This is a genomic window from Pseudomonas sp. Irchel s3h17 (assembly GCF_900187505.1).
Classification (GTDB): domain Bacteria; phylum Pseudomonadota; class Gammaproteobacteria; order Pseudomonadales; family Pseudomonadaceae; genus Aquipseudomonas.
This window is the reverse complement of the sequence record NZ_FYDL01000014.1, coordinates 105442-126395: the sequence shown is the minus strand read 5'-3', so window position 1 is coordinate 126395 and position 20954 is coordinate 105442. Positions and strand designations below refer to the sequence as shown.

At 60.9% G+C, this 20954-nt stretch carries 20 protein-coding genes; 13 read left to right on the top strand and 7 right to left on the bottom strand.

Annotation, left to right across the window (positions count from 1 at the left end):
* The first annotated feature begins 140 nt into the window (after positions 1 to 140).
* Complete coding sequence (gene rpmB / locus CKW25_RS20490) at positions 141 to 374, top strand: 50S ribosomal protein L28 (protein ID WP_007975166.1); 234 nt, start codon at positions 141 to 143, stop codon at positions 372 to 374.
* Between the two features lie 11 nt (positions 375 to 385).
* Positions 386 to 541, top strand: coding sequence for a 50S ribosomal protein L33 (gene rpmG, locus CKW25_RS20485; protein ID WP_007894709.1), 156 nt, complete (start codon positions 386 to 388; stop codon positions 539 to 541).
* A gap of 73 nt (positions 542 to 614) precedes the next feature.
* Here rpmG and CKW25_RS20480 read toward each other — a convergent pair whose 3' ends face one another.
* On the bottom strand, positions 615 to 977 hold the full coding sequence (locus CKW25_RS20480) for a cupin domain-containing protein (protein ID WP_095081984.1): 363 nt from the start codon (positions 975 to 977) through the stop codon (positions 615 to 617).
* A gap of 237 nt (positions 978 to 1214) precedes the next feature.
* On the opposite strand from CKW25_RS20480, the gene CKW25_RS20475 reads away from it, so the two are divergent.
* Positions 1215 to 2708 (top strand): aldehyde dehydrogenase, encoded by a 1494-nt coding sequence (locus CKW25_RS20475; RefSeq protein WP_095081982.1) that lies wholly within the window; start codon positions 1215 to 1217, stop codon positions 2706 to 2708.
* 185 nt (positions 2709 to 2893) lie between these two features.
* Positions 2894 to 4039, top strand: coding sequence for an MFS transporter (locus tag CKW25_RS20470; RefSeq protein ID WP_095081980.1), 1146 nt, complete (start codon positions 2894 to 2896; stop codon positions 4037 to 4039).
* Here the strand turns inward: CKW25_RS20470 and CKW25_RS20465 are convergent.
* Complete coding sequence (locus CKW25_RS20465) at positions 4036 to 5601, bottom strand: phospholipase D family protein (RefSeq protein WP_095081978.1); 1566 nt, start codon at positions 5599 to 5601, stop codon at positions 4036 to 4038. The two genes, CKW25_RS20470 and CKW25_RS20465, sit on opposite strands and share 4 nt — an antisense overlap.
* 56 nt (positions 5602 to 5657) lie before the next feature.
* The gene (locus CKW25_RS20460; RefSeq protein ID WP_095081976.1) at positions 5658 to 7091 is read right to left on the bottom strand and encodes a PLP-dependent aminotransferase family protein; all 1434 of its coding nucleotides are present in this window, start codon (positions 7089 to 7091) and stop codon (positions 5658 to 5660) included.
* Positions 7092 to 7268: 177 nt separating this feature from the next.
* Between CKW25_RS20460 and CKW25_RS20455 the strand changes: the two genes are divergently transcribed.
* Positions 7269 to 7514: a DUF1127 domain-containing protein gene (locus CKW25_RS20455; protein WP_095081974.1), complete on the top strand. Its 246-nt coding sequence runs from the start codon at positions 7269 to 7271 to the stop codon at positions 7512 to 7514.
* Between the two features lie 40 nt (positions 7515 to 7554).
* On the opposite strand, the gene CKW25_RS20450 is transcribed toward CKW25_RS20455, so the two are convergent.
* On the bottom strand, positions 7555 to 8865 hold the full coding sequence (locus CKW25_RS20450; RefSeq protein ID WP_095081972.1) for an FAD-binding oxidoreductase: 1311 nt from the start codon (positions 8863 to 8865) through the stop codon (positions 7555 to 7557).
* Between the two features lie 151 nt (positions 8866 to 9016).
* Here CKW25_RS20450 and CKW25_RS20445 point away from each other — a divergent pair, with 151 nt between their 5' ends.
* Positions 9017 to 9370: a YkgJ family cysteine cluster protein gene (locus CKW25_RS20445; protein WP_095081970.1), complete on the top strand. Its 354-nt coding sequence runs from the start codon at positions 9017 to 9019 to the stop codon at positions 9368 to 9370.
* A gap of 10 nt (positions 9371 to 9380) precedes the next feature.
* Here CKW25_RS20445 and CKW25_RS20440 read toward each other — a convergent pair whose 3' ends face one another.
* Entirely contained in the window at positions 9381 to 9869 is a 489-nt protein-coding gene (locus CKW25_RS20440) for an Lrp/AsnC ligand binding domain-containing protein (RefSeq protein WP_003177284.1), read from the bottom strand.
* A 156-nt stretch (positions 9870 to 10025) separates the two neighbouring features.
* On the opposite strand from CKW25_RS20440, the gene dadA reads away from it, so the two are divergent.
* The 6 genes from dadA (at position 10026) to CKW25_RS20410 (ending at position 16146) form a co-directional block, all read left to right on the top strand.
* A complete protein-coding gene (dadA, locus tag CKW25_RS20435; protein ID WP_095081968.1) occupies positions 10026 to 11330 on the top strand; it encodes a D-amino acid dehydrogenase in 1305 nt (434 codons plus the stop codon).
* Positions 11302 to 11655, top strand: coding sequence for a RidA family protein (locus tag CKW25_RS20430; RefSeq protein WP_095081966.1), 354 nt, complete (start codon positions 11302 to 11304; stop codon positions 11653 to 11655). The genes dadA and CKW25_RS20430 overlap by 29 nt, the downstream gene beginning before the upstream one ends.
* Positions 11656 to 11743: 88 nt before the next feature.
* On the top strand, positions 11744 to 12817 hold the full coding sequence (alr, locus tag CKW25_RS20425; RefSeq protein WP_095081964.1) for an alanine racemase: 1074 nt from the start codon (positions 11744 to 11746) through the stop codon (positions 12815 to 12817).
* A 128-nt stretch (positions 12818 to 12945) separates the two neighbouring features.
* A complete protein-coding gene (locus tag CKW25_RS20420) occupies positions 12946 to 13494 on the top strand; it encodes a cupin domain-containing protein (protein ID WP_019694258.1) in 549 nt (182 codons plus the stop codon).
* 182 nt (positions 13495 to 13676) lie between these two features.
* Complete coding sequence (locus CKW25_RS20415; protein WP_095081962.1) at positions 13677 to 14090, top strand: cytochrome c5 family protein; 414 nt, start codon at positions 13677 to 13679, stop codon at positions 14088 to 14090.
* Positions 14091 to 14223: 133 nt separating this feature from the next.
* Positions 14224 to 16146, top strand: coding sequence for an acetyl-CoA hydrolase/transferase C-terminal domain-containing protein (locus tag CKW25_RS20410; RefSeq protein WP_095081960.1), 1923 nt, complete (start codon positions 14224 to 14226; stop codon positions 16144 to 16146).
* Between the two features lie 165 nt (positions 16147 to 16311).
* On the opposite strand, the gene CKW25_RS20405 is transcribed toward CKW25_RS20410, so the two are convergent.
* The gene (locus CKW25_RS20405; protein ID WP_095081958.1) at positions 16312 to 16884 is read right to left on the bottom strand and encodes a xanthine phosphoribosyltransferase; all 573 of its coding nucleotides are present in this window, start codon (positions 16882 to 16884) and stop codon (positions 16312 to 16314) included.
* 71 nt (positions 16885 to 16955) lie between these two features.
* Positions 16956 to 18965, bottom strand: a complete 2010-nt coding sequence (gene rep, locus CKW25_RS20400; RefSeq protein WP_095081956.1) for a DNA helicase Rep — start codon at positions 18963 to 18965, stop codon at positions 16956 to 16958.
* Between the two features lie 265 nt (positions 18966 to 19230).
* Between rep and CKW25_RS20395 the strand changes: the two genes are divergently transcribed.
* Positions 19231 to 20904 carry a bifunctional diguanylate cyclase/phosphodiesterase gene (locus CKW25_RS20395; RefSeq protein ID WP_095081954.1) on the top strand — a complete coding sequence of 558 codons (1674 nt, stop codon included), beginning with the start codon at positions 19231 to 19233 and terminating at the stop codon, positions 20902 to 20904.
* Positions 20905 to 20954: the final 50 nt, after the last annotated feature.

Genomic DNA, 20954 nt, shown 5'->3' with positions numbered 1-20954 from the left:
CTTTTCTAGGGGCCCGGTTCCTTCACTGTAGGTGTAGCCGGTAAGACCCTTAAAGAAACGCGGCGCCTGGCGCCAAATGACTGAGAGATTAAGCGGCCAACCCATGCCGGGTTGGGCATGTGGTTTTAGAGGGCTGAGGCATGTCTAGAGTCTGTCAAGTTACCGGTAAGGGTCCGGTGACTGGGAATAACATTTCCCACGCAAACAACAAAACCCGTCGTCGTTTCCTGCCGAACCTGCAGCATCACCGCTTCTGGGTTGAAGAAGAGAAACGTTTTGTGCGTCTGCGCGTATCTGCTAAAGGCATGCGTATCATCGACAAGCGTGGCATCACTGTCGTGCTGGCCGAACTTCGCCGCGATGGCAAGGTTTAAGGGAGCTAATCATGCGTGAATTGATTCGTTTGATTTCGAGCGCCGGTACTGGTCACTTCTACACTACCGACAAGAACAAGCGTACTACTCCGGACAAAATCGAGATCAAGAAATTTGATCCGGTTGTTCGTAAGCACGTGATCTACAAAGAAGGCAAAATCAAGTAATTGATTTTTCCCTCTTGAGAAAAAGGCCCGTATCGCGAGATACGGGCCTTTTTTGTTGTGGCTTGAAAAGGCCTCAGGCCTTTTGTTCGAACGCCACGTAGATCTTGCGACACGTCTCCAGCACCTCCCAGGTGCCTTTGAATCCGGCTGGAATGACGAAGCGATCGCCAGTGCGCAGGGTCTTGGCGTTGCCGTCGCTGTCGCGCAGTACCGAAACGCCCTGCACGATTTCGCAGTATTCGTGTTCAGTGAAGTTCACGGTCCACTGTCCGACTTCGCCTTCCCAGACACCGGCGTTAAGCTGGCCGCAGGGGCTGTTGTAGTGGTTGTAGACGGTTTGCTCCGGGTCGCCCTTGAGCACTTTGGCGGCCTCCGGGCGATAACGTTCGGCGGCGGTGGTGGCCTGGTTGAAGTCGACGATGTCCTGGATGCTCATTATTGTAATCCCCCGTGATTGCGGCGCGAGTGGTTGAAAAGCCCCGAGTCTATGTTTATTAAAATGAACATCGCAAGGCCGTTTGCCGGCCTTGTGTCAAATATATTGAAACTAGAGGTGTGGCTGGTTTAGGGTGGTGGGTGCCCAGGGCCGATTTGACGGCTGGCCGGGCCCAATTCCTGACAGTGCCTGCGTAGCCCGCGTGGCGCTCGTATTCAATAAGAGGAGGACACTCGTATGACCACCCTGACTCGTGCCGACTGGGAACAACGTGCCCGCGACCTGAACATCGAAGGCCGCGCCTATATCAATGGCGAATACACCCACGCGGTCTCCGGCGAGACCTTCGAGTGCATCAGCCCGGTCGATGGCCGCCTGCTGGGCAAGATCGCCAGCTGTGACGCCGCCGACGCCCAGCGCGCCGTGGAAAACGCCCGCGCCACCTTCAATTCGGGTGCCTGGTCGCGCCTGGCCCCGGCCAAGCGCAAATCCACCATGATCCGTTTCGCCGGCCTGCTCAAGCAGCATGCCGAAGAGCTGGCGCTGCTTGAAACCCTGGACATGGGCAAGCCGATCAGCGACTCCCTGTACATCGACGTTCCCGGCGCGGCTCAAGCGCTGAGCTGGAGCGGCGAAGCCATCGACAAGATCTACGACGAAGTGGCGGCGACCCCTCACGACCAACTGGGCCTGGTGACCCGTGAGCCGGTGGGCGTGGTCAGCGCAATCGTGCCGTGGAACTTCCCGCTGATGATGGCCTGCTGGAAACTGGGTCCGGCGCTCTCCACCGGTAACTCGGTGATCCTCAAGCCGTCAGAGAAATCTCCGCTGACCGCCATCCGTATCGCTGCGTTGGCCGTTGAGGCCGGTATCCCGAAAGGCGTGCTGAACGTGCTGCCGGGGTATGGTCACACGGTAGGCAAGGCGTTGGCCTTGCACATGGACGTCGACACCCTGGTGTTCACGGGCTCGACCAAGATCGCCAAGCAGTTGATGATCTACTCCGGCGAGTCGAACATGAAGCGCGTCTGGCTCGAAGCCGGCGGCAAGAGCCCGAACATCGTGTTCGCCGATGCACCGGACCTGCAAGCGGCGGCTGAATCCGCTGCCAGTGCCATTGCATTCAACCAGGGCGAGGTCTGCACGGCCGGCTCCCGTCTCCTGGTCGAGCGCTCGATCAAGGACCGCTTCCTGCCGCTGGTAATCGAGGCCCTGAAAGCCTGGAAGCCGGGCAACCCGCTGGATCCGGTCACCAACGTCGGTGCGCTGGTCGACACCCAGCAAATGAATACTGTGCTGTCCTATATCGAAGCGGGCCATGCCGACGGTGCCAAGCTGGTTGCCGGTGGCAAGCGCATCCTTCAGGAGACCGGTGGCACTTATGTAGAGCCAACGATTTTCGACGGTGTGAGCAATGCGATGAAGATCGCTCAGGAAGAAATCTTCGGCCCGGTGTTGTCGGTGATTACCTTCGACAGCGCCGAAGAAGCGGTTCAGATCGCCAACGATACGCCTTATGGCCTGGCTGCCGCAGTGTGGACCCAGGACATTTCCAAGGCGCACCTGACGGCCAAGGCGCTGCGTGCCGGTAGCGTGTGGATCAACCAGTACGATGGTGGCGACATGACCGCTCCCTTTGGTGGCTTCAAGCAGTCGGGCAACGGCCGTGACAAGTCGCTGCACGCGTTCGACAAGTACACTGAGCTGAAGGCGACCTGGATCAAGCTGTAAGTGATGACGGGCCCCGGTTCGCCGGGGCTCAATGCAACACAGATCCCTGTGGGAGCGGGCTTGCTCGCGTAGGCGGTGTGACAGCCAACATTGATGTTGGATGTGATGACCTCTTCGCGAGCAAGCCCGCTCCCACATTGCTTTGTATTCAGTCTGAAAAATGACAATCCACAGGAGCGTGGAAAATGCGTTGGGCGACTTATTTCGCCGTGTTGGCGTCTGTCCTGAGTGTCGGCCTGGCCCTGGGTGTCAGCATGCCGCTGGTGTCGTTACGCCTTGAAAGCTGGGGCTACGGCTCATTTGCCATCGGTGTGATGGCGGCGATGCCGGCGATTGGCGTGCTGCTGGGTGCCAAGGTGTCCAGTCACCTGGCGGCGCGCCTGGGGACGGCGAATCTGATGCGTCTGTGCCTGTGGGCCGGCGCGGTGTCTATCGGCCTGTTGGCGTTGATGCCCAGTTACCCGGTCTGGCTGGTGTTGCGGCTGATGATCGGGGTCATCCTGACCATCGTATTCATCCTCGGCGAGAGCTGGATTAACCAGTTGGTGGTGGAGCAGTGGCGTGGTCGATTGGTGGCGCTGTACGGCAGCAGTTATGCCTTGAGCCAACTGTCCGGGCCAGTCTTGCTGGGCATGCTGGGCACGGAGAACGATTTCGGGTTCTGGGTCGGCGTTGCGTTGCTGGTGGTGTCGCCGCTGTTGCTGCTGGGGCGTAGCGGGGCGCCCAGCAGCGAAGCCTGCAGTGTCACGTTCAGCGACTTGCTGGTTTTCTGCCGTGGCTTGCCAGCGATTGCCTGGGCGGTGTCGTTGTTCGCGGCCTTCGAGGCGATGATTCTGACCTTGTTGCCGGTGTACTGCCTGCGACAGGGATTCACCGCTGAAATCGCCCTGGCGATGGTCAGCACCGTGGTGGTCGGCGATGCCTTGCTGCAGCTACCCATCGGCGCGTTGGCGGATCGGGTATCCCGGCGCACGTTGTTTGCCGGCTGCGCGGTGATTCTGCTGCTGTCGAGCCTGGCGATACCGCTGTTGATCGACACCTTGCTGATCTGGCCGCTGTGGGTGCTGTTCGGGGCCAGTGCCGGTGGCTTGTTCACCCTGTCGCTGATTCTGATCGGCGAACGTTATCGCGATGATGCATTGGTGCGAGCCAACGCCCATATCGCGCAACTGTGGGGGGTTGGCTGCCTGATCGGTCCGCTCGCGGCGGGCGCCGGCAGCCAATGGATCAGTGGGCACGCCTTGCCGTGGCTGATGGCGGCGGGGGCGTTCGGGTTGATTGTCCTGTTGCTGCGCCAGGGGGCTTTTGGTGAGGTGGTCGAGCCGGTCTAGAGCATACGCTCCAGGCCAACGGTGTTGCTGAACCAGGCATTGAAACGCCGCCACCAGTTCCCCGGCTCGCGGGTCAGGGTGTGCAGCTGACCATTGTCTTCGGTCACCCATACCACCTGGCCGTTCTCCAGCCGGGCCTGATAACTCAGGGCCGGCGCCATCCCCTGCAAGGCCAGTTCGTGCACACGCTCGGCGAGTTCCGGGCTGTCCACCAGCACGCCGACTTCGGTATTCCAGAGCACTGAGCGCGGGTCGAAGTTGAATGAGCCAATGAACGATTTTTGCCGGTCAAAGATGATTGCCTTGCTGTGCAGGCTGGAATCGGAGCCAAGGTAGGAGGTGCTGTGAAACAGCGTCGGACCACTACCGTCACCCTCGCCGGGTTGTCGGCGCAGTTCGAACAGCTGCACGTCGTGCTCCAGCAACGCCTTGCGGTAGGGCGCGTAGCCGCCGTGGACCGCTGGCACATCGGTCGCCTCCAGCGAGTTGGTCAACAAGCTCACCGATACCCCGGCATCGGCGCGGCCTGTCAGGTAGACCAGACCGGGAGGGCCAGGAACGAAATAGGCCGAGATCATCACCAGCTCTTTGCTGACCCCCTGCAGTTCGGGCGCCAGCTGGGTGGTCAGCAACAGTTGCGGGTCCGGTTCGCCCTTGGCCAGTACCTTGCTCGGCGCATCCCATAACGCCTGGTTCCAGGCCCAGGTCAACTCGGTTCGCCAGGCGTCCAGGCGCGGGTCGGTCTGGTAGGTCTTCAGCTGCTGGTACAGCGCGTGGTTCTGTCGGCGGCTTTCGTCCAGGGATGCCAGCAGTCTTGCGCGGGTGTCGGCCAGGTCCTTGGCGGTGGGCTTGCTGGCGACAAACCCGTCGATGGGTTTGCTCAGGGCGCTGTTCCAGTACTGGTCGAAGCTGTGCCCGAGTTGTTCGGCGACCGGTCCGATGCCCAGCAGGTCGATGTCGGTGAAATTCAGGTTGGGCTTGGCATCGAAGTACTCGTCCCCCAGGTTGCGGCCGCCGACGATGGCGGCGCTGTTGTCCGCCAGCCACAGCTTGTTGTGCATGCGTCGGTGTTGCAGCGACAGGTTGAACAGCCGGCCCATGGTTCGCGTCACCCCGGTGCTGCGGCCCAAATGCAACGGATTGAACAGGCGAATCTGTATTTGCGGGTGAGCGGCCAGTGTGGCGATGGTCTGGTCCAGGCCGTCGCTGGTGGTGTCGTCGAGCAGAATGCGAATGCGTACGCCTCGGTCGGCCGCCTTGAGCAGTTCGTTCACCAGCAACCGTGTGCTGATGCCGTCGTGGACGATGTAGTACTGCAGGTCGAGGCTGCGCTGGGCTTGGCGGATCAGTTCGGCGCGAGCGCTGAAGGCTTCGCCGCTGTCCGACAGCAGGCGGAAACCGGAACGCCCTTGATACGCGGCCGCCTGGACCTGGATCGAGCGGCCAAACGAGGACTCGCTCGCCGGCAATGCCTGGCTCGGCTCACGTGCCACGTCGAGCGAGGCGCAGCCGCTGATCAGCGTGACGAGCAACACAAGGAGCAGGACGGGGCTGGGGCGCAAGTCGGTTGTTCCTGCAAGAGGGCCGGGCTCGGAGTATGGCACGGCTTGGGCGCTACTCAGGTGTCTGCGCCAGGGCTCTCGGCCAGCAACTTGATTGCTGCAGCGCCGACCTTGCGCACCGCCTCTTCAATCTGCGGCGTAGGCTTGGCTGAGTAGTTCATGCGCAGGCAATTGCGGTACTTGCCCGAGGCGGAAAAGATACTGCCCACGGCAATCTGTACGCCTTGGTCGAGGAGTGCGCGATTGAGCTTCAGGGTATCGAAGCCTTCCGGCAGTTCGACCCACAGCATGAAGCTGCCTTGCGGACGGCTGGCGCGGGTGCCGGACGGGAAGTAGCGGCTGACCCAATCAAGCATCAGGTCGCGATTGCGTTGGTATTGGGTGCGCATCCGCCGCAAATGAGGCTCGAAGTGGCCGCCTTTCAAGAACTCCGCAATGGCGATTTGGGGTTGTGCCGCGGTCGAGCCGGTGCTGATGTATTTCATGTGCAGCACCCGTTCCAGATACCGGCCCGGTGCAACCCAGCCGATGCGCAGCCCAGGCGCCAGGGTCTTGGAGAACGAACTGCAGAGCAGGACGCGACCGTCTTCGTCGAGCGACTTGATAGTGCGTGGTCGCGGGTAGGTGTAGGCCAGCTCGCCATACACATCGTCTTCGATGATGGCCACGTCAAACCGCTGTGCGAGCGTCAACAACGCGCGTTTTCGCGACTCCGGCATGATGTAGCCCAAGGGGTTGTTGCAGTTGGGGGTCAACTGTATGGCCTTGATCGGCCATTGCTCCAGGGCCAGTTCCAGCGCATCGAGACTGATCCCGGTAAGCGGGTCGGTGGGAATCTCCAGGGCTTTCATGCCCAGTCCCTTGAGTGTCTGCATGGCCCCGTGAAAGCTTGGCGAGTCCACGGCGACGATGTCCCCCGGTTCGCAGATTGCGCGAATGCTGGTGGAGAGCGCTTCGTGGCAGCCGGTGGTGACCACCAGGTCGCTGGCGCTCAATTGGCTGCCGGAGTCGAGCATCAGGCGTGCGATCTGCTCACGCAGTTCCAGCGTGCCATAGATGTTGTCGTAGTACAGGCCAGGCATGTCTTGCCGCCGGCTGATCCGGGCCAGGCTGCGCAGCAGGGGCTTGATGGTCGGCGTGGTGATGTCCGGCATGCCACGGCCCAGTTGCACGACGTCCTTGCGTGGCACGGCGCGGATCAGTTCCAGCACCAGGTCCCACTGGGAAATATCGACCGGGCGTTGGGCCGGGCGACCAACCACGGGCAGCTCCGGCAGCTCGCGCCCAACCGGGACGAAGTAGCCGGATTTCGGTTTCGGTCGCGCCAGCCCGCTGTCTTCCAGCACCCGGTAAGCCTGCTGCACCGTACTCAGGCTGACCCCGTGCTCAACACTCAATGCCCGTACCGACGGCAGTCGGTCACCGGGGCGATAAAAGCCCTGTTCGATGCGTGTGCCGAGCAATTCGGCGAGGTTGACGTAAAGCGTCATGGTGCAGCCTCGGTGAAGAGATACGGGGATCAGTACAGATGGGGCAAAAATACAGGATTCAGTCGCCAAAACAGAAAATCTGTATGGAGGTAATACATATTCATTGAATCTGTAATGGTTTTGCCTGCCCACGCATCATGGAATCTCTGGCTACCCAAGTAAACAGGAGCATTGAAAATGAACGGCTTGAGCGATGTGCGGCTGACGTTACACAGTCAGGAACTGGCAGCAGGTCAGGCGCAGGGCATGCGTGAGGCCCGCGCCCGCAATGCGCCGTCCTGCCTGGGGCGCTGGGGTCTGTTCTGGCATCGTCTGCACACGCGCAAGGTGTTGCTGGAACTTTCGGCGCAGCAGTTGCGCGATGTGGGCTTGAGCCGTGAACAGGCGCGGGCGGAGGGGTTGAAGCCGTTCTGGCGGTTGTAAGTGTTGTCGTGTGTGGTGCGTGGGAACGATCAAATCAGCATCAGACCAGCTCTTTAAGCCGGTGCCACAACATCCCCAGGGCCAACAGCGGCGAGCGCAAGTGTTTGCCGCCGGGGAAGGTGATATGTGGCACCTTGGCGAACAGGTCGAACCCTCCGCCCTGCTGGCCACTGATGGCTTCGGCCAGCAGCTTGCCGGCCAGGTGGGTGGCGTTGACGCCATGGCCGGAGTACGCCTGGGCGTAATACACATTCGGCTGGTCTTTGAGCCGGCCGATCTGCGGCAGGCGGTTGGCACCGATGCCGATCATCCCGCCCCACTGATAGTCGATCCTTACCCCACCCAGTTGCGGGAACACCTCAAGCATCTTCGGCCGCATATAAGCGCCGATGTCCGAAGGATCGCGGCCTGAATAGTGGCAGGCCCCGCCAAACAGCAAGCGTCGATCGGCCGAGAGTCGGTAATAGTCCAACGCCACGCGCTGGTCGCAGACCGCCATATTCTGTGGCAGCAGGGCGTGTGCCTGGGCTTCGCTCAAGGGTTCGGTGGCAATGATGTAGCTACCGGCAGGCAGCACTTTGCCGCTGAGTTCCGGGTTCAGATCATTGAGGTAGGCGTTGCAGCCCAGCACCAGCGTCTTGGCGCGCACCGACCCTTGTGCCGTGTGGACCCTGACCTCATTGCCATAGTCGATGCGGGTCACGGCCGAGTGTTCGAACAGTTTCACCCCCAGTTGCTGCGCCGCTGCCGCTTCACCCAGGGCCAGGTTCAGCGGGTGCAGATGTCCGGAGCCCATGTCGATCAAGCCGCCGACATAGCGGTCGGAGCCGACCACGCTGTGCATTTCATGGGCTTGCAGCAGTCGGGTCTCATGGCGATAGCCGAGGCTACGCAGTTCGGCCGCGTCCTCGGCAAAACCTTCAAGGTCTCGCGGTTTATTGGCCAGGTCGCAGTAACCCCAGGTCAGGTCGCAGGCAATCTGAAACTGTTCGACCCGCCGACGGACGATCTCCACCGCTTCCAGGCCCATGAGTTTCATCTGGCGAACGCCGTCTGCGCCGATCACGTCAGTGAACTGGTCCAGGCCATGGCCGACGCCGCGAATCAGTTGCCCGCCGTTGCGTCCGCTGGCCCCCCAGCCGATCTTGTGGGCTTCGAGCAACACCACGCTGAGGCCGCGCTCGGCCAGTTCGATGGCGGTGTTCAGGCCGGAAAAACCGCCGCCTACCACGCACACGTCAGCCAGCAATTGGCCCTGGAGCACTGGGTGATCAGGCTGCGGCAGGCTGCTGGCGGCGTAATAGGAGGCGGTGTGGTTGCTCGGAACAGGTTGCTGAACACGGGCGTGCATGGGGGTGATCCTGAGTTTTCGGTGTTGAGTAAATTTTACGGAGCATAAGCCGGACCTTTCGGCGCGGGCAACACTGGTCGGCCAGTGCTGTCTGGCGTCAGGCTTTTAGGGCAAAATTGCGCCCCATTCACTTTCTCCGGTATTCATGTCGATGAGCTGCAACCGCCAGACCGTTCGCACACTCCGGCAGCAGATCCCTTCGTTCGAGTGCGTCCCCGGTTGCCACGACTGCTGTGGGCCGGTGACGACTTCGCCGGAAGAAATGTCCCGCCTGCCGCGCAAGACCCGCGCCGAGCAGGATGCGGCGATGGACGAATTGAACTGCGTGCACCTGGGGCCCGACGGCTGCACCGTGTACGAAGAGCGGCCACTGATCTGTCGCCTGTTCGGCACCACGCCCACCTTGCCATGCCCCAATGGGCGCGGCCCCGTGGAGTTGATTCATCCACGGGTCGAGAAACAGATTCACGCGTACATGGCCAGCACCCGTCAGGTGTTGGTGTGACGATCCGGGCTCAATCCGGAATCGGCAAGCTCAGGCTCTCTTTCACTTCTTCCATCACGATATAGCTCTTCGACTCGCGCACGTGAGGCAGCTTGAGCAGGATGTCGCCCAGCAGTTTGCGGTACGACGCCATTTCGGAAATCCGCGCCTTCACCAGGTAGTCGAAATCCCCTGAGACCAGGTGGCATTCCAGCACATGGGGCAGTTTCAGCACCGCGCGTCGGAACTCTTCAAAGGTATCGCCGGACTTGTAGTCGAGGCTGATTTCGACGAACACCAGCAGGCTACCCTTAAGGTGCTGCGGGTTGAGCCGGGCGTTGTAGCCCATGATGATCCCTTCGCGCTCCAGGCGGCGCACCCGCTCCGTGCAGGGCGTGGTCGACAGTCCGACCTTTTCCCCGAGTTCCGTGAACGAGATTCGCCCATCGGCTTGCAGGATGCGCAGGATGTTCCGGTCGATCTTGTCCAGCTCACGTTTGGTCTGAGTGTTGGTCCGCATAGGGGATGCGCCTCCGTCAAAAGCTATTTTGCCGAGAATTGTCGCCAAATATAGGCACTTATATAGTGAAAAGCACTGGCGAATGTTTTTTAAACTGCGCTCATCATTGCTTGCACACAACAAACGTCGGCGATAAGCCGCGATGAGGGATAAAAAATGCGCGTTCTGGTCTTGGGTAGCGGCGTTATCGGTACCGCCAGTGCCTACTATCTGGCTCGGGCCGGCTTTGAAGTGACGGTTGTGGACCGTCAACCGGCCGCTGCCATGGAAACCAGTTTCGCCAACGCCGGGCAGGTCTCGCCGGGCTACGCATCGCCATGGGCTGCGCCGGGTGTGCCGCTCAAGGCCATCAAATGGCTGTTGCAGCGCCACGCGCCGCTGGCGATCAAGGCCACCGCCGATATCGGCCAATACCTCTGGATGGCGCAGATGCTGCGCAACTGCACCGCCAGCCGTTACGCCGTGAACAAGGAACGCATGGTCCGCCTGTCCGAGTACAGCCGTGACTGCCTCGACGAATTGCGCGCGGAAACCGGCATTGCCTATGAAGGCCGCAGCCTGGGCACGACCCAACTGTTCCGCACCCAGGCACAACTCGATGGCGCCGCCAAGGACATCGCTGTGCTCAAGGAGTCCGGCGTTCCCTTCGAGCTGCTCGACCGCGCCGGCATTGCCCGCGTCGAACCGGCCCTGGCCAACGTGACCGATATTCTCGCCGGCGCACTGCGTCTGCCGAACGACCAGACCGGCGACTGCCAGATCTTCACCACGCGCCTGGCTGAAATGGCCATGCAACTGGGTGTGGAGTTCCGTTTCGGCCAGGACATTCAACGCCTCGACTACGCCGGCGACCGGATCAATGGCGTGATGATCGACGGCAAGCTGGAAACCGCGGACCGTTACGTCCTGGCGCTCGGCAGTTACTCGCCGCAGCTGCTCAAGCCGCTGGGCATCAAGGCCCCGGTTTATCCGCTCAAGGGTTATTCGCTGACCGTGCCGATCACCAACCCGGCGATGGCTCCGACTTCGACCATCCTCGACGAGACCTACAAGGTCGCGATCACCCGTTTCGACAACCGTATTCGTGTGGGCGGCATGGCTGAAATAGCCGGTTTTGACCTGTCGCTGAACCCGCGTCGACGCGAAACGCTGGAGATGATCGTCAACGATCTTTATCCTCAGGGCGGCGATCTGGCCCAGGCCAGTTTCTGGACCGGTTTGCGTCCGACCACGCCGGACGGCACGCCGATTGTCGGTGCTACCCCGTTCAAGAACCTGTTCCTGAACACGGGTCACGGCACGCTCGGCTGGACCATGGCGTGTGGCTCCGGCCGCTTGCTGGCTGACCTGATGGCGAAGAAAACGCCGCAGATCAGCGCTGAAGGCCTCGATATTTCCCGTTATGGCAACACCCCCCAGGAGTCCGCAAAACATGGCAATCCAGCGCCAGCTCACCAATGAGCGTTTGAGCCAGATCGTGGTTCACAGCGGCACCGTGTATCTGGCAGGGCAGGTCGGCGACGATATGAGCGCCGGGATTGAACAGCAGACTCGCGAAACCCTCGCCAACATCGAGCGTTTGCTGGACCTGGCGGGGACCGACAAGACCCGGTTGCTGTCGGTGACGATTTACCTGAAAGACATTGATGCCGATTTCCAGGGCATGAACAGTGTCTGGGACACCTGGCTGCCGAAGAACGTTGCGCCGGCACGGGCAACGGTTGAAGCCAAACTGTGCGAACCGGAAATCTTGGTCGAGCTGTCGGTCGTGGCCGCTCTGCCTTGAACGATCCCTCTCCCGGTGCTATTGGTGGTTCACGCCGCCAGTCAGCGCCGGTTTTTTTCCTCTCGAGACCGCCTAGAAGTCTGCCGCCATGCGTCCTGCCCGTGCCCTGATCGATCTACAAGCCCTGCGTCATAACTATCAACTGGCCCGTGAGCTCACGGGGGCTCGTGCCCTCGCGGTGATCAAGGCCGACGCCTACGGCCACGGTGCGGTGCGCTGTGCCCAGGCCCTGGAGGCCGAGGCGGACGGTTTTGCCGTTGCCTGTATCGAAGAAGCCCTGGAGCTGCGTGCAGCCGGCATTCGCGCGCCGGTGTTGCTGCTCGAAGGCTTTTTCGAAGCCAATGAGCTGTCGTTGATCGTCGAGCATGATTTCTGGTGCGTGGTGCATTCGCTCTGGCAACTCGAGGCGATCGAGAAAGCCGCCCTGCGCCAGCCGATCACGGTCTGGCTCAAGCTGGACTCGGGCATGCACCGGGTCGGCCTGCATCCGGCGGATTATCAAGCGGCGTATCAGCGCCTGCTGGCCAGCGGCAAGGTGTCGAAGATTGTGCTGATGAGTCACTTCGCTCGCGCGGATGAGCTCGACAGCAGCAGTGCCGCAGAGCAGGTCGCGGTGTTCGAAGCCGCGCGCCAGGGGTTGTCGGCGCAGGTCAGCTTGCGCAATTCGCCCGCCGTGCTCGGCTGGCCTCAGGTGCCGAGCGATTGGGTGCGACCGGGCATCATGCTCTATGGCGCGACACCCTTCGAGGAGGCCAATCCGGTTGCCGCGCGTTTGCAGCCCGTGATGACCCTCGAATCGAAAGTCATCAGCGTACGCGAACTGCCCGCTGGCGAGCCCGTGGGTTATGGCGCCCGGTTCATCACCCAGAAGCCGATGCGCATCGGCGTGGTCGCGATGGGGTATGCCGACGGTTATCCGCGCCAGGCGCCTACCGGTACACCCGTGTTGGTGGCCGGGCAGCGCAGTCAGCTGCTGGGGCGGGTGTCGATGGACATGCTGTGCATCGATTTGACCGATGTGCCCCAGGCGGGCCTCGGTTCGACGGTCGAATTGTGGGGTAAAAACATCCTGGCCAGTGATGTGGCGATGGCCGCTGACACTATTCCCTACCAGATATTCTGCAATCTGCGTCGCGTGCCACGGCTCTATAGCGGGGACTGACGGGGTGCGGGGTTGACCGGAAGTCGCTTTGCCAAACAGGACTCAGGCTCAAGTGTTGTAAATACTGAACGCTGTCGCCATGATAACGTTCACTATCCACACAATCTGAATCCTGGGAGGCTAATGCATTGGACGTCGGTGAACGACTGCAATCGATCCGTAAACTGAAAGGTCTTTCCCAACGTGAGCTCGCCAAGCGTGCGGGTGTCACCAACAGCACCATTTCGATGATCGAGAAAAACAGCGTCAGTCCCTCCATCAGTTCGCTGAGGAAGGTGCTTGGCGGTATTCCCATGTCCATGGTCGAGTTCTTTTCCGAAGAGATTCTTCAGGAAAAGCCGACTCAGATTGTCTACAAGGCCAACGAGCTGATCGACATCTCCGATGGCGCCGTGACCATGAAACTGGTCGGCAAGGCTCATCCGAGTCGCGCTATCGCCTTCCTCAACGAGATCTATCCACCCGGTGCCGACACTGGGGAAGAGATGCTTACCCATGAGGGCGAAGAAACCGGAATCCTGCTCGAAGGACGGCTGGAGCTGGTGGTCGGTCTGGAGACTTTTGTGCTGGAAGCTGGCGACAGCTACTATTTTGAAAGCACCAAGCCACACCGGTTCCGCAATCCGTTTGATGCGCCGGCGCGACTAATCAGCGCAGCCACACCCGCGAACTTTTAAGAAAAGAGGCGTCCGCCGAGGTTTTGCGAGCCGCCCGAGCCGTTTTTCGTCATTACTTAATACCCCTTGGACTTTAGGGTTGTTTCAGTGTGGCGGGCTAACCGTTATACTTGCGCCCGCCTGCGAAACCGTGGCCGTGGGCGTGACTAGCCACCATTGAGGGTGTACGCGTGAACCTAATTATGAAAATGCTGGCCGCACCAGCAACCGTATTGGCCCTTTGGGCAGTCAGCGCTCAAGCTGCGACTACCGACGATATTGCTAAACGCCTTGAACCAGTCGGCCAGGTCTGTGTGCAAGGTAAAGAGTGCAAAGGGATGGAAGTCGCTGCTTCGGCAGGCGGCGGTGGAGCGAAAACACCGGACGAGATCATTGCCAAGCATTGCAATGCTTGCCATGGTTCGGGCTTGCTGGGCGCACCGAAAGTCGGTGATACCGCTGCCTGGAAAGAGCGTGCCGATCACCAGGGCGGCCTTGACGGCATCCTGGCCAAGGCGATCACCGGCATCAACGCAATGCCCCCTAAAGGCACCTGCGCAGATTGCTCCGACGCTGATCTGAAAGGCGCTATCCAGAAGATGTCCGGCTTGAAGTAAGCCCCATCTTCAGCGAAAAAGCCGCTTTCGAGCGGCTTTTTTGTGCCTGCGATCTGATCTGGAGGCTGGTCATCACCGGCCAGACCCGGCAAGCTCGAACGACCTCAACTCATGGATAGGTCGGGAGGCTCTGATGGTGCAGTCCGTTTCAATCGAACAGGCAGTCGATGATGTGCTCGCGCGGTTGCCAGCGCACATTCACCTTGGCCTGCCCCTGGGGCTGGGCAAGCCCAACCGCTTCGTCAATGCGCTTTATCAACGCATTGCCCAACTGCCCGAACGGCAGCTGACGGTCTATACGGCATTGAGCCTGGGGCGCCCGTCATTGGGCGACGGGTTGCAGCGGCGTTTCCTGGCACCTTTCGTTGAACGCGTGTTTGGCGATTACCCCGAGCTGGATTACCTCGCCGACCTGCATCGCGACACGCTGCCCTCCAACATTCACATCGAACAGTTTTTCATGCAGCCCGGCAGCCTGTTGCACAGTGCGCCGGCGCAGCAGGACTATGTCAGCAGCAACTACAGCCATGCCGCCCGCGACATCAATGCGGCAGGGTTGAACCTGGTGGCGCAACTGGTGGCGCATGATCCGCGGCAGCCGGCTCGCCTGAGCCTGAGCTGCAACCCGGACATCACCCTCGACCTGCTGCCGATGATCGCCAGGCGCCGGGCCGCAGGAGAAACCATCTTGCTGGTGGGCCAGGTGCACAGCGACCTGCCGTACATGCCCGGCGACTCGGAATTGGGGCGCGAGGCGTTTGACCTGCTGCTCGACGAAGAGGAGGGCAGCACGCTGTTCTCCACGCCGAACATGCCGGTGGGCTTGCAGGATCACTGCATTGGCCTGCACGCCAGCACCCTGGTGCGCGACGGCGGCACCCTGCAGATCGGCATCGGCTCCATGGGGGATGCGCTGACGGCTGCGTTGTTGGCGCGCCAGGCCGATAACGACGGTTATCGCGCGCTGCTGACGGACCTCGATGTCCACTACTGGGCGCCGCTGATCAGCCGTGAAGGCGGTGTGGAGCCGTTTGCCAAGGGGCTTTATGGTTGCAGCGAGATGTTCGTCAACGGCCTGTTGGCGTTGTCCGACGCCGGGATCGTACGCCGTAAGGTTTATCCGAACGTTGCCCTGCAACTGCAAGCCAACGCCGGCACCCTCGACGAATCGTCACAGCAAGGCGGCGTCTCGGTGCACGGCGGGTTCTTCCTCGGGCCGCGCAGTTTCTATCAGCGGTTGCGTGATTTGCCCCACGGCAAACTCGCCGAGTTCAACATGACCGCCATCAGTTACATCAACGAGCTGTATGGTCACGAGGCGCTCAAGCGCTTGCAACGTGTGGATGCGCGCTTCATCAACAGCGCCTTCACGGTGACGCTGATGGGGGCTGGAGTGGCCGATCAGCTGGAGGATGGGCGGGTGCTGAGTGGCGTGGGCGGGCAGTACAACTTTGTTGCCCAGGGCCATGCGCTGGAAGGTGCGCGCTCGATTCTGATCCTGCGCAGCTGGCGCGAGTCGGGGGGCGAGGTCAGCTCCAATATTGTCTGGGAATACGGGCACTGCACCATCCCGCGGCATTTGCGCGATATCGTGATCACCGAGTACGGCATCGCCGACCTGCGGGGTAAAACCGATGCCAAGGTGATCGAGGCGCTGTTGAGTATCAGCGACTCGCGCTTCCAGCCGGGCCTGATCGAGCAGGCACAGAAGGTCGGCAAGCTGCCAAAGGAATTCAGCCTAGAACCGCGCTTTACCGACAACACCCCGCAGCGCCTGCAGGCGATTGCGGCGCGACACCCGCAGCTGTTTCCGGAGTATCCGCTGGGCAGTGATTTCTCGAGCGAGGAGCGGGATTTATTGCGGGCGCTGAACTGGCTCAAGAGCAAGTTCAAGCTGACCGAGATACTCGAGTTGGGCAAGGCTGCGCTGGACGCACCGGAGCCGTCGCATTACCCGGCTCATCTCGCGCGGATGCAGCTGGCCAATCCAGAAGGGCTGAAGGAGGACTTGTATCAGCGATTGCTGCTGGCGGGGCTGAAGGCCACCGTGCAATAACAGCTAGTCGAGATTAACTAATGTGGGAGCGGGCTTGCTCGCGAATACGGCGGTACATCCAGTATCGATGCGACTGACAAGCCGCTTTCGCGAGCAAGCCCGCTCCCACAGACAGAGTGGTATGCCTGTGGGAGTGGGCTTGCAGCTCAAGGCTTGAAGCTGCCCTTATTCGATAAAGGTCACGACGCCGCCCGCCAGGGATTTGACCCGGGCCAGGGATTCGACGCGGTAGCCTTGCGAGTCCAGTTCGGCGCGGCCACCCTGGAACGACTTCTCGATCACGATCCCCAGGCCTGCCACGGTGGCGCCGGCCTGCTTGATGATCGAGATCAGCGCTTGCGAGGCCTTACCGTTGGCCAGGAAGTCGTCGATGATCAGCACGCGGTCGCTGCTGGTCAGGTGGCGCGGGGAGATCGCCACGGTGCTTTCGGTCTGCTTGGTGAACGAGTACACGGTCGCCGACAGCAGGTTTTCAGTCAGGGTCAGGGACTGGTGCTTGCGGGCGAAGATCACCGGAACGCCCAGGTTCAGGCCGGTCATGATCGCCGGGGCAATACCCGAGGCTTCGATGGTGACGATCTTGGTGATGCCCGAGTCCTTGAACAGCGCGGCGAATTCGTCGCCGATCAGCTTCATCAGGGCCGGGTCGATCTGGTGGTTCAGAAAGGCGTCGACTTTCAGGACCTGGTCGGAAAGCACGATGCCTTCTTCGCGAATTTTCTTGTGCAGTGCTTCCATGAAGCTTCCTCTGATGGCGCTACATGCGCCTAAGCTCAATTAAAAAGAGTTCGGTTAAAAAGTAGTCAATTCTAGCGCTTTAACATCGCGCGTATATCCGCCAATGCGCTATTGCCACGCACGGCTTTCACTTCGGTCGGGGTGTCGTCGTTGCCTTCCCAGGCCAGGTCGTCCGGCGGCAGCTCATCGAGAAAACGGCTCGGGGAGCAGTCGATGATCTCGCCGTACTGCTTGCGCTTGGCGGCAAAGGTAAAGGCCAGGGTCTGGCGCGCGCGGGTGATCCCGACATAGGCCAGGCGGCGTTCTTCTTCGATGGTGTCGGCTTCGATGCTGGAGCGGTGGGGAAGGATTTCCTCTTCCATGCCCATGATGAACACGTAGGGGAACTCCAGGCCCTTGGAGGCATGCAGGGTCATCATCTGCACGCCCTCGGCACCGTCTTCCTCTTCCTGCTGCCGCTCGAGCATGTCGCGCAGCACCAGTTTGCCGATTGCGTCTTCGACGGTCATTTCACCCTCTTCGTCTTTCTCAAGGGTGTTTTTCAACGCCTCGATCAGGAACCAGACGTTACCCATGCGGTAGTCGGCAGCCTTGTCGCTGGAGCTGTTGGTGCGCAGCCAGTTTTCATAGTCGATGTCCATGACCATGCTGCGCAGGGCCGAGATCGGGTCTTCACCGGCGCACTGCTCGCGCACCTTGTCCATGAAGCGCTTGAAGCGCGCCAGGCGGTCGGTGAAGCGGTTGTCCAGGTGTTCGCCCAGGCCGATTTCGTCGGTGGCGGCGTACATCGAGATCTTGCGTTCGGTGGCGTAGTTGCCGAGTTTTTCCAGGGTGGTCGAACCGATTTCCCGGCGCGGGACGTTGATCACCCGCAGGAAGGCGTTGTCGTCATCCGGGTTCACGATCAGGCGGAAGTAGGCCATCAGGTCTTTGACTTCCTGGCGTCCGAAGAAGCTGTTGCCGCCCGACAGGCGATAGGGCACCTGGTGGTGTTGCAGCTTCAGCTCGATCAGCTTGGCCTGGTAGTTGCCGCGGTAGAGGATCGCGAAATCGCTGTATGGGCGGTCGGTGCGCAGGTGCAGGCTGAGGATTTCCACGGCCACGCGCTCGGCTTCGGCGTCTTCGTTGCGGCAGCGGATGACGCGGATTTCGTCACCATGGCCCATCTCGCTCCACAGTTGTTTTTCAAACTCGTGGGGGTTGTTCGAGATCAGCACGTTGGCGCAGCGCAGGATACGGCTGGTGGAGCGGTAGTTTTGCTCCAGCATCACCACCTTCAAGGACGGGTAGTCGTCCTTGAGCAACATCAGGTTTTCCGGGCGGGCGCCACGCCAGGCGTAGATCGACTGGTCGTCGTCACCGACCACGGTGAACTGGTTGCGTATGCCGATCAGCAGTTTCACCAGCAAATACTGGCTGGCGTTGGTGTCCTGGTATTCGTCCACCAGCAGGTAGCGGACTTTGTTCTGCCACTTTTCGAGGATGTCGGCGTGTTCCTGGAACAGCTTGACCGGCAGCAGGATCAGGTCGTCGAAGTCCACTGCGTTGAACGCCTTGAGCGTGCGCTGGTAGTGGGTGTAGACGATGGCGGCGGTTTGTTCCTTGGGATTGCGGGCGTTTTCCAATGCTTCGGGCGGCAGGATCAGGTCGTTCTTCCAGGCGCCGATCATGTTCTTGATCTCGTCGACGCCGTCGTCGCCCGAATATTCCTTCTGCATGATGTCGGTCATCAGGGCTTTGACGTCGGTCTCGTCGAAAATCGAGAAACCGGGCTTGTAGCCCAGGCGCACATGCTCCTTGCGGATGATGTTCAGCCCCAGGTTGTGGAAGGTGCAGACCGTCAGGCCGCGCCCTTCGCCACCCTTGAGCAATGTGCCAACCCGCTCCTTCATCTCGCGCGCGGCCTTGTTGGTAAAGGTCATGGCGACGATGTACTGGGCACGAATGCCGCAGCTCTGGATCAGGTGGGCAATTTTGCGGGTGATCACGCTGGTCTTGCCGGAGCCTGCACCGGCGAGCACCAAAAGAGGGCCGCCGACGTAGCTCACGGCTTCTTGCTGCCGGGGATTGAGTCGGGACATGACGGAAAAAAGGGTCGGTTACGAAAAGGGCGGGCATTTTAACAGGATGCACGGATTCTGCCGCCTCTCTCCGACTTGTGACGTACCACGCGATCTAAATTTGCCGGTTTTGTTACTTTCGCGCAGGATGCGTGCTGAATTTGCGTCTAATGTTCGATTTAGAGCGGTACAACATAGTGTTTGATAATCAATACCATTTGCTCCTGATTATCTGCGCGTCATAATGCCCGCCGCCAACATATTTTGCAGAGTCTAGGGAGCTAGCTTGTCTACGCCTGTCGAACCCTTGCGTTTGCTGCTACTGGCACCCGAGCCAGCGTGGGCAGCGTTGTTGCGCGAGTGTCTGGTTCCCATGGGGAGCTCGGCTGTGCTGATCAGTGCACCGACCTGGGAGTCGGTGAATAGCCTATTCACCGAAAGCCACAGTGCGGTGCTGCTGACGGTTCCATCCCTGCAACCGGAGCCGGGCCGGTGCAGCCTGCCGACGGTATTGTTGCTCGAGCATGAACCTTCCCTGCCACCGGTCGGTGTCAGTGACTGGCTGGTGCGCGATGTCCTGGATGCCGATACCTTGCGGCGCTGCTTGCGCCACGTACGTGAGCGCGGGGTGCTGGAAAACACCCTGCAGCGGCTAGCCGAGCAGGACCCGCTGACCGGTATTGCCAACCGCCAGGGGTTCCAGACCCTGCTGGCGGCACGCCTGGCGGAAAACGAAGGCCGCGGCCTGGCGTTGGGGCACCTGGACCTCGATAACTTTCGTCATGCCAACGATGCCCTTGGCCATCAGGCCGGCGACCGATTGATCCTGCAGGTGGTCTCGCGGCTCAAGAGCCAGCTTGAGGCCGGCGATCAACTGGCACGCCTGGGCAGCGATGAATTTGCCTTGCTGATCGACACCCGTCGCGCGCCACAACGCGCCGAATGGATGGCCGAGCGCATTACCGAAGCGTTGTCCGAGCCCTACTGGGTGGACGGTGAAAGCCTGTTGATCGGCTCCAGCCTGGGGATTGCCCATGCCCGGGCCCAGGCGGGTGCCGACCCACTGATGTGGCATGCACACATTGCGATGCAGCAGGCCAAGAGTACCCAGGGCTGCACCTTTCATATTTTCAACGAACGCATCAACCGTAACGCCCGCAGCATGGCTGACCTGGAAAGTGAACTGCGCCGCGCCTTGCGTCGCGATGAACTGGAACTGCATTACCAGCCGCGATTGAACCTGGATGACGGGCAGATCGTCGGCCTCGAAGCCCTGGTGCGCTGGCGACACACCGAGCGCGGCTTGTTGCCACCGAGTGAGTTCGTGCCGCTGGCCGAGCAGAGCGGCTTGATCGTGCCACTGGGGTACTGGGTCATTTCCCGGGCCCTGCGTGACATGCAAGCGCTGCGTGAACTCGGCTTGCCGGCGTTGCATATGGCGGTGAACCTGTCGTTTCGCCAGTTCCAGGACAGCCAGCTGCTGCCGACCTTGAGCCGGCTGATCGCCGAGCGCGGCGTCGACGCGCAGTGGCTGGAGTTCGAGCTGACCGAAACCGCGGTGATGCGCCGCAGTGACCTGGTCAAGCAGACCATGGACGCGCTGGGGCGGCTGGGTGTGCGCTTTTCCCTGGATGACTTCGGCACCGGGTTCTCATCGTTCGTGCACCTCAACAGCCTGCCGATTACCTTGCTGAAGATCGACAAGAGCTTTGTCGGTGGCATGGAACAGCGCGAGGAGAATCGCAAGCTGGTCCACGCCATGATCAACCTGGCGCACAACCTCCATCTGGAAGTGGTTGCCGAGGGCGTTGAAACCCCGGAGCAGCTGGAGCTGTTGCAGGGGTTTGGTTGCGACCAGGTGCAGGGCTACCTGATCAGCAAGCCGCTGCCGTTGGCAGAGTTGGTGGAGTACCTGACCTTCGGCTGCAGCCAGCAGGCGAGAATGGACGTCGTGAGCTGACCGCAAGCCAATGTGGGAGAGAGCCGGGCAGCGTTCCGCCTGCTCGCTCC

Coding starts and splice junctions, on each gene's coding strand:
- CKW25_RS20410 (WP_095081960.1), top strand. CDS start 14,224: ATGGTGCAGTCCGTTTCAATCGAACAGGCAGTCGATGATGTGCTCGCG.
- rep (WP_095081956.1), bottom strand. CDS start 18,965: ATGTCCCGACTCAATCCCCGGCAGCAAGAAGCCGTGAGCTACGTCGGC.
- CKW25_RS20470 (WP_095081980.1), top strand. CDS start 2,894: ATGCGTTGGGCGACTTATTTCGCCGTGTTGGCGTCTGTCCTGAGTGTC.
- rpmG (WP_007894709.1), top strand. CDS start 386: ATGCGTGAATTGATTCGTTTGATTTCGAGCGCCGGTACTGGTCACTTC.
- CKW25_RS20445 (WP_095081970.1), top strand. CDS start 9,017: ATGAGCTGCAACCGCCAGACCGTTCGCACACTCCGGCAGCAGATCCCT.
- CKW25_RS20440 (WP_003177284.1), bottom strand. CDS start 9,869: ATGCGGACCAACACTCAGACCAAACGTGAGCTGGACAAGATCGACCGG.
- CKW25_RS20460 (WP_095081976.1), bottom strand. CDS start 7,091: ATGACGCTTTACGTCAACCTCGCCGAATTGCTCGGCACACGCATCGAA.
- CKW25_RS20430 (WP_095081966.1), top strand. CDS start 11,302: ATGGCAATCCAGCGCCAGCTCACCAATGAGCGTTTGAGCCAGATCGTG.
- CKW25_RS20415 (WP_095081962.1), top strand. CDS start 13,677: ATGAAAATGCTGGCCGCACCAGCAACCGTATTGGCCCTTTGGGCAGTC.
- CKW25_RS20455 (WP_095081974.1), top strand. CDS start 7,269: ATGAACGGCTTGAGCGATGTGCGGCTGACGTTACACAGTCAGGAACTG.
- CKW25_RS20480 (WP_095081984.1), bottom strand. CDS start 977: ATGAGCATCCAGGACATCGTCGACTTCAACCAGGCCACCACCGCCGCC.
- rpmB (WP_007975166.1), top strand. CDS start 141: ATGTCTAGAGTCTGTCAAGTTACCGGTAAGGGTCCGGTGACTGGGAAT.
- dadA (WP_095081968.1), top strand. CDS start 10,026: ATGCGCGTTCTGGTCTTGGGTAGCGGCGTTATCGGTACCGCCAGTGCC.
- CKW25_RS20475 (WP_095081982.1), top strand. CDS start 1,215: ATGACCACCCTGACTCGTGCCGACTGGGAACAACGTGCCCGCGACCTG.
- CKW25_RS20450 (WP_095081972.1), bottom strand. CDS start 8,865: ATGCACGCCCGTGTTCAGCAACCTGTTCCGAGCAACCACACCGCCTCC.
- CKW25_RS20405 (WP_095081958.1), bottom strand. CDS start 16,884: ATGGAAGCACTGCACAAGAAAATTCGCGAAGAAGGCATCGTGCTTTCC.
- alr (WP_095081964.1), top strand. CDS start 11,744: ATGCGTCCTGCCCGTGCCCTGATCGATCTACAAGCCCTGCGTCATAAC.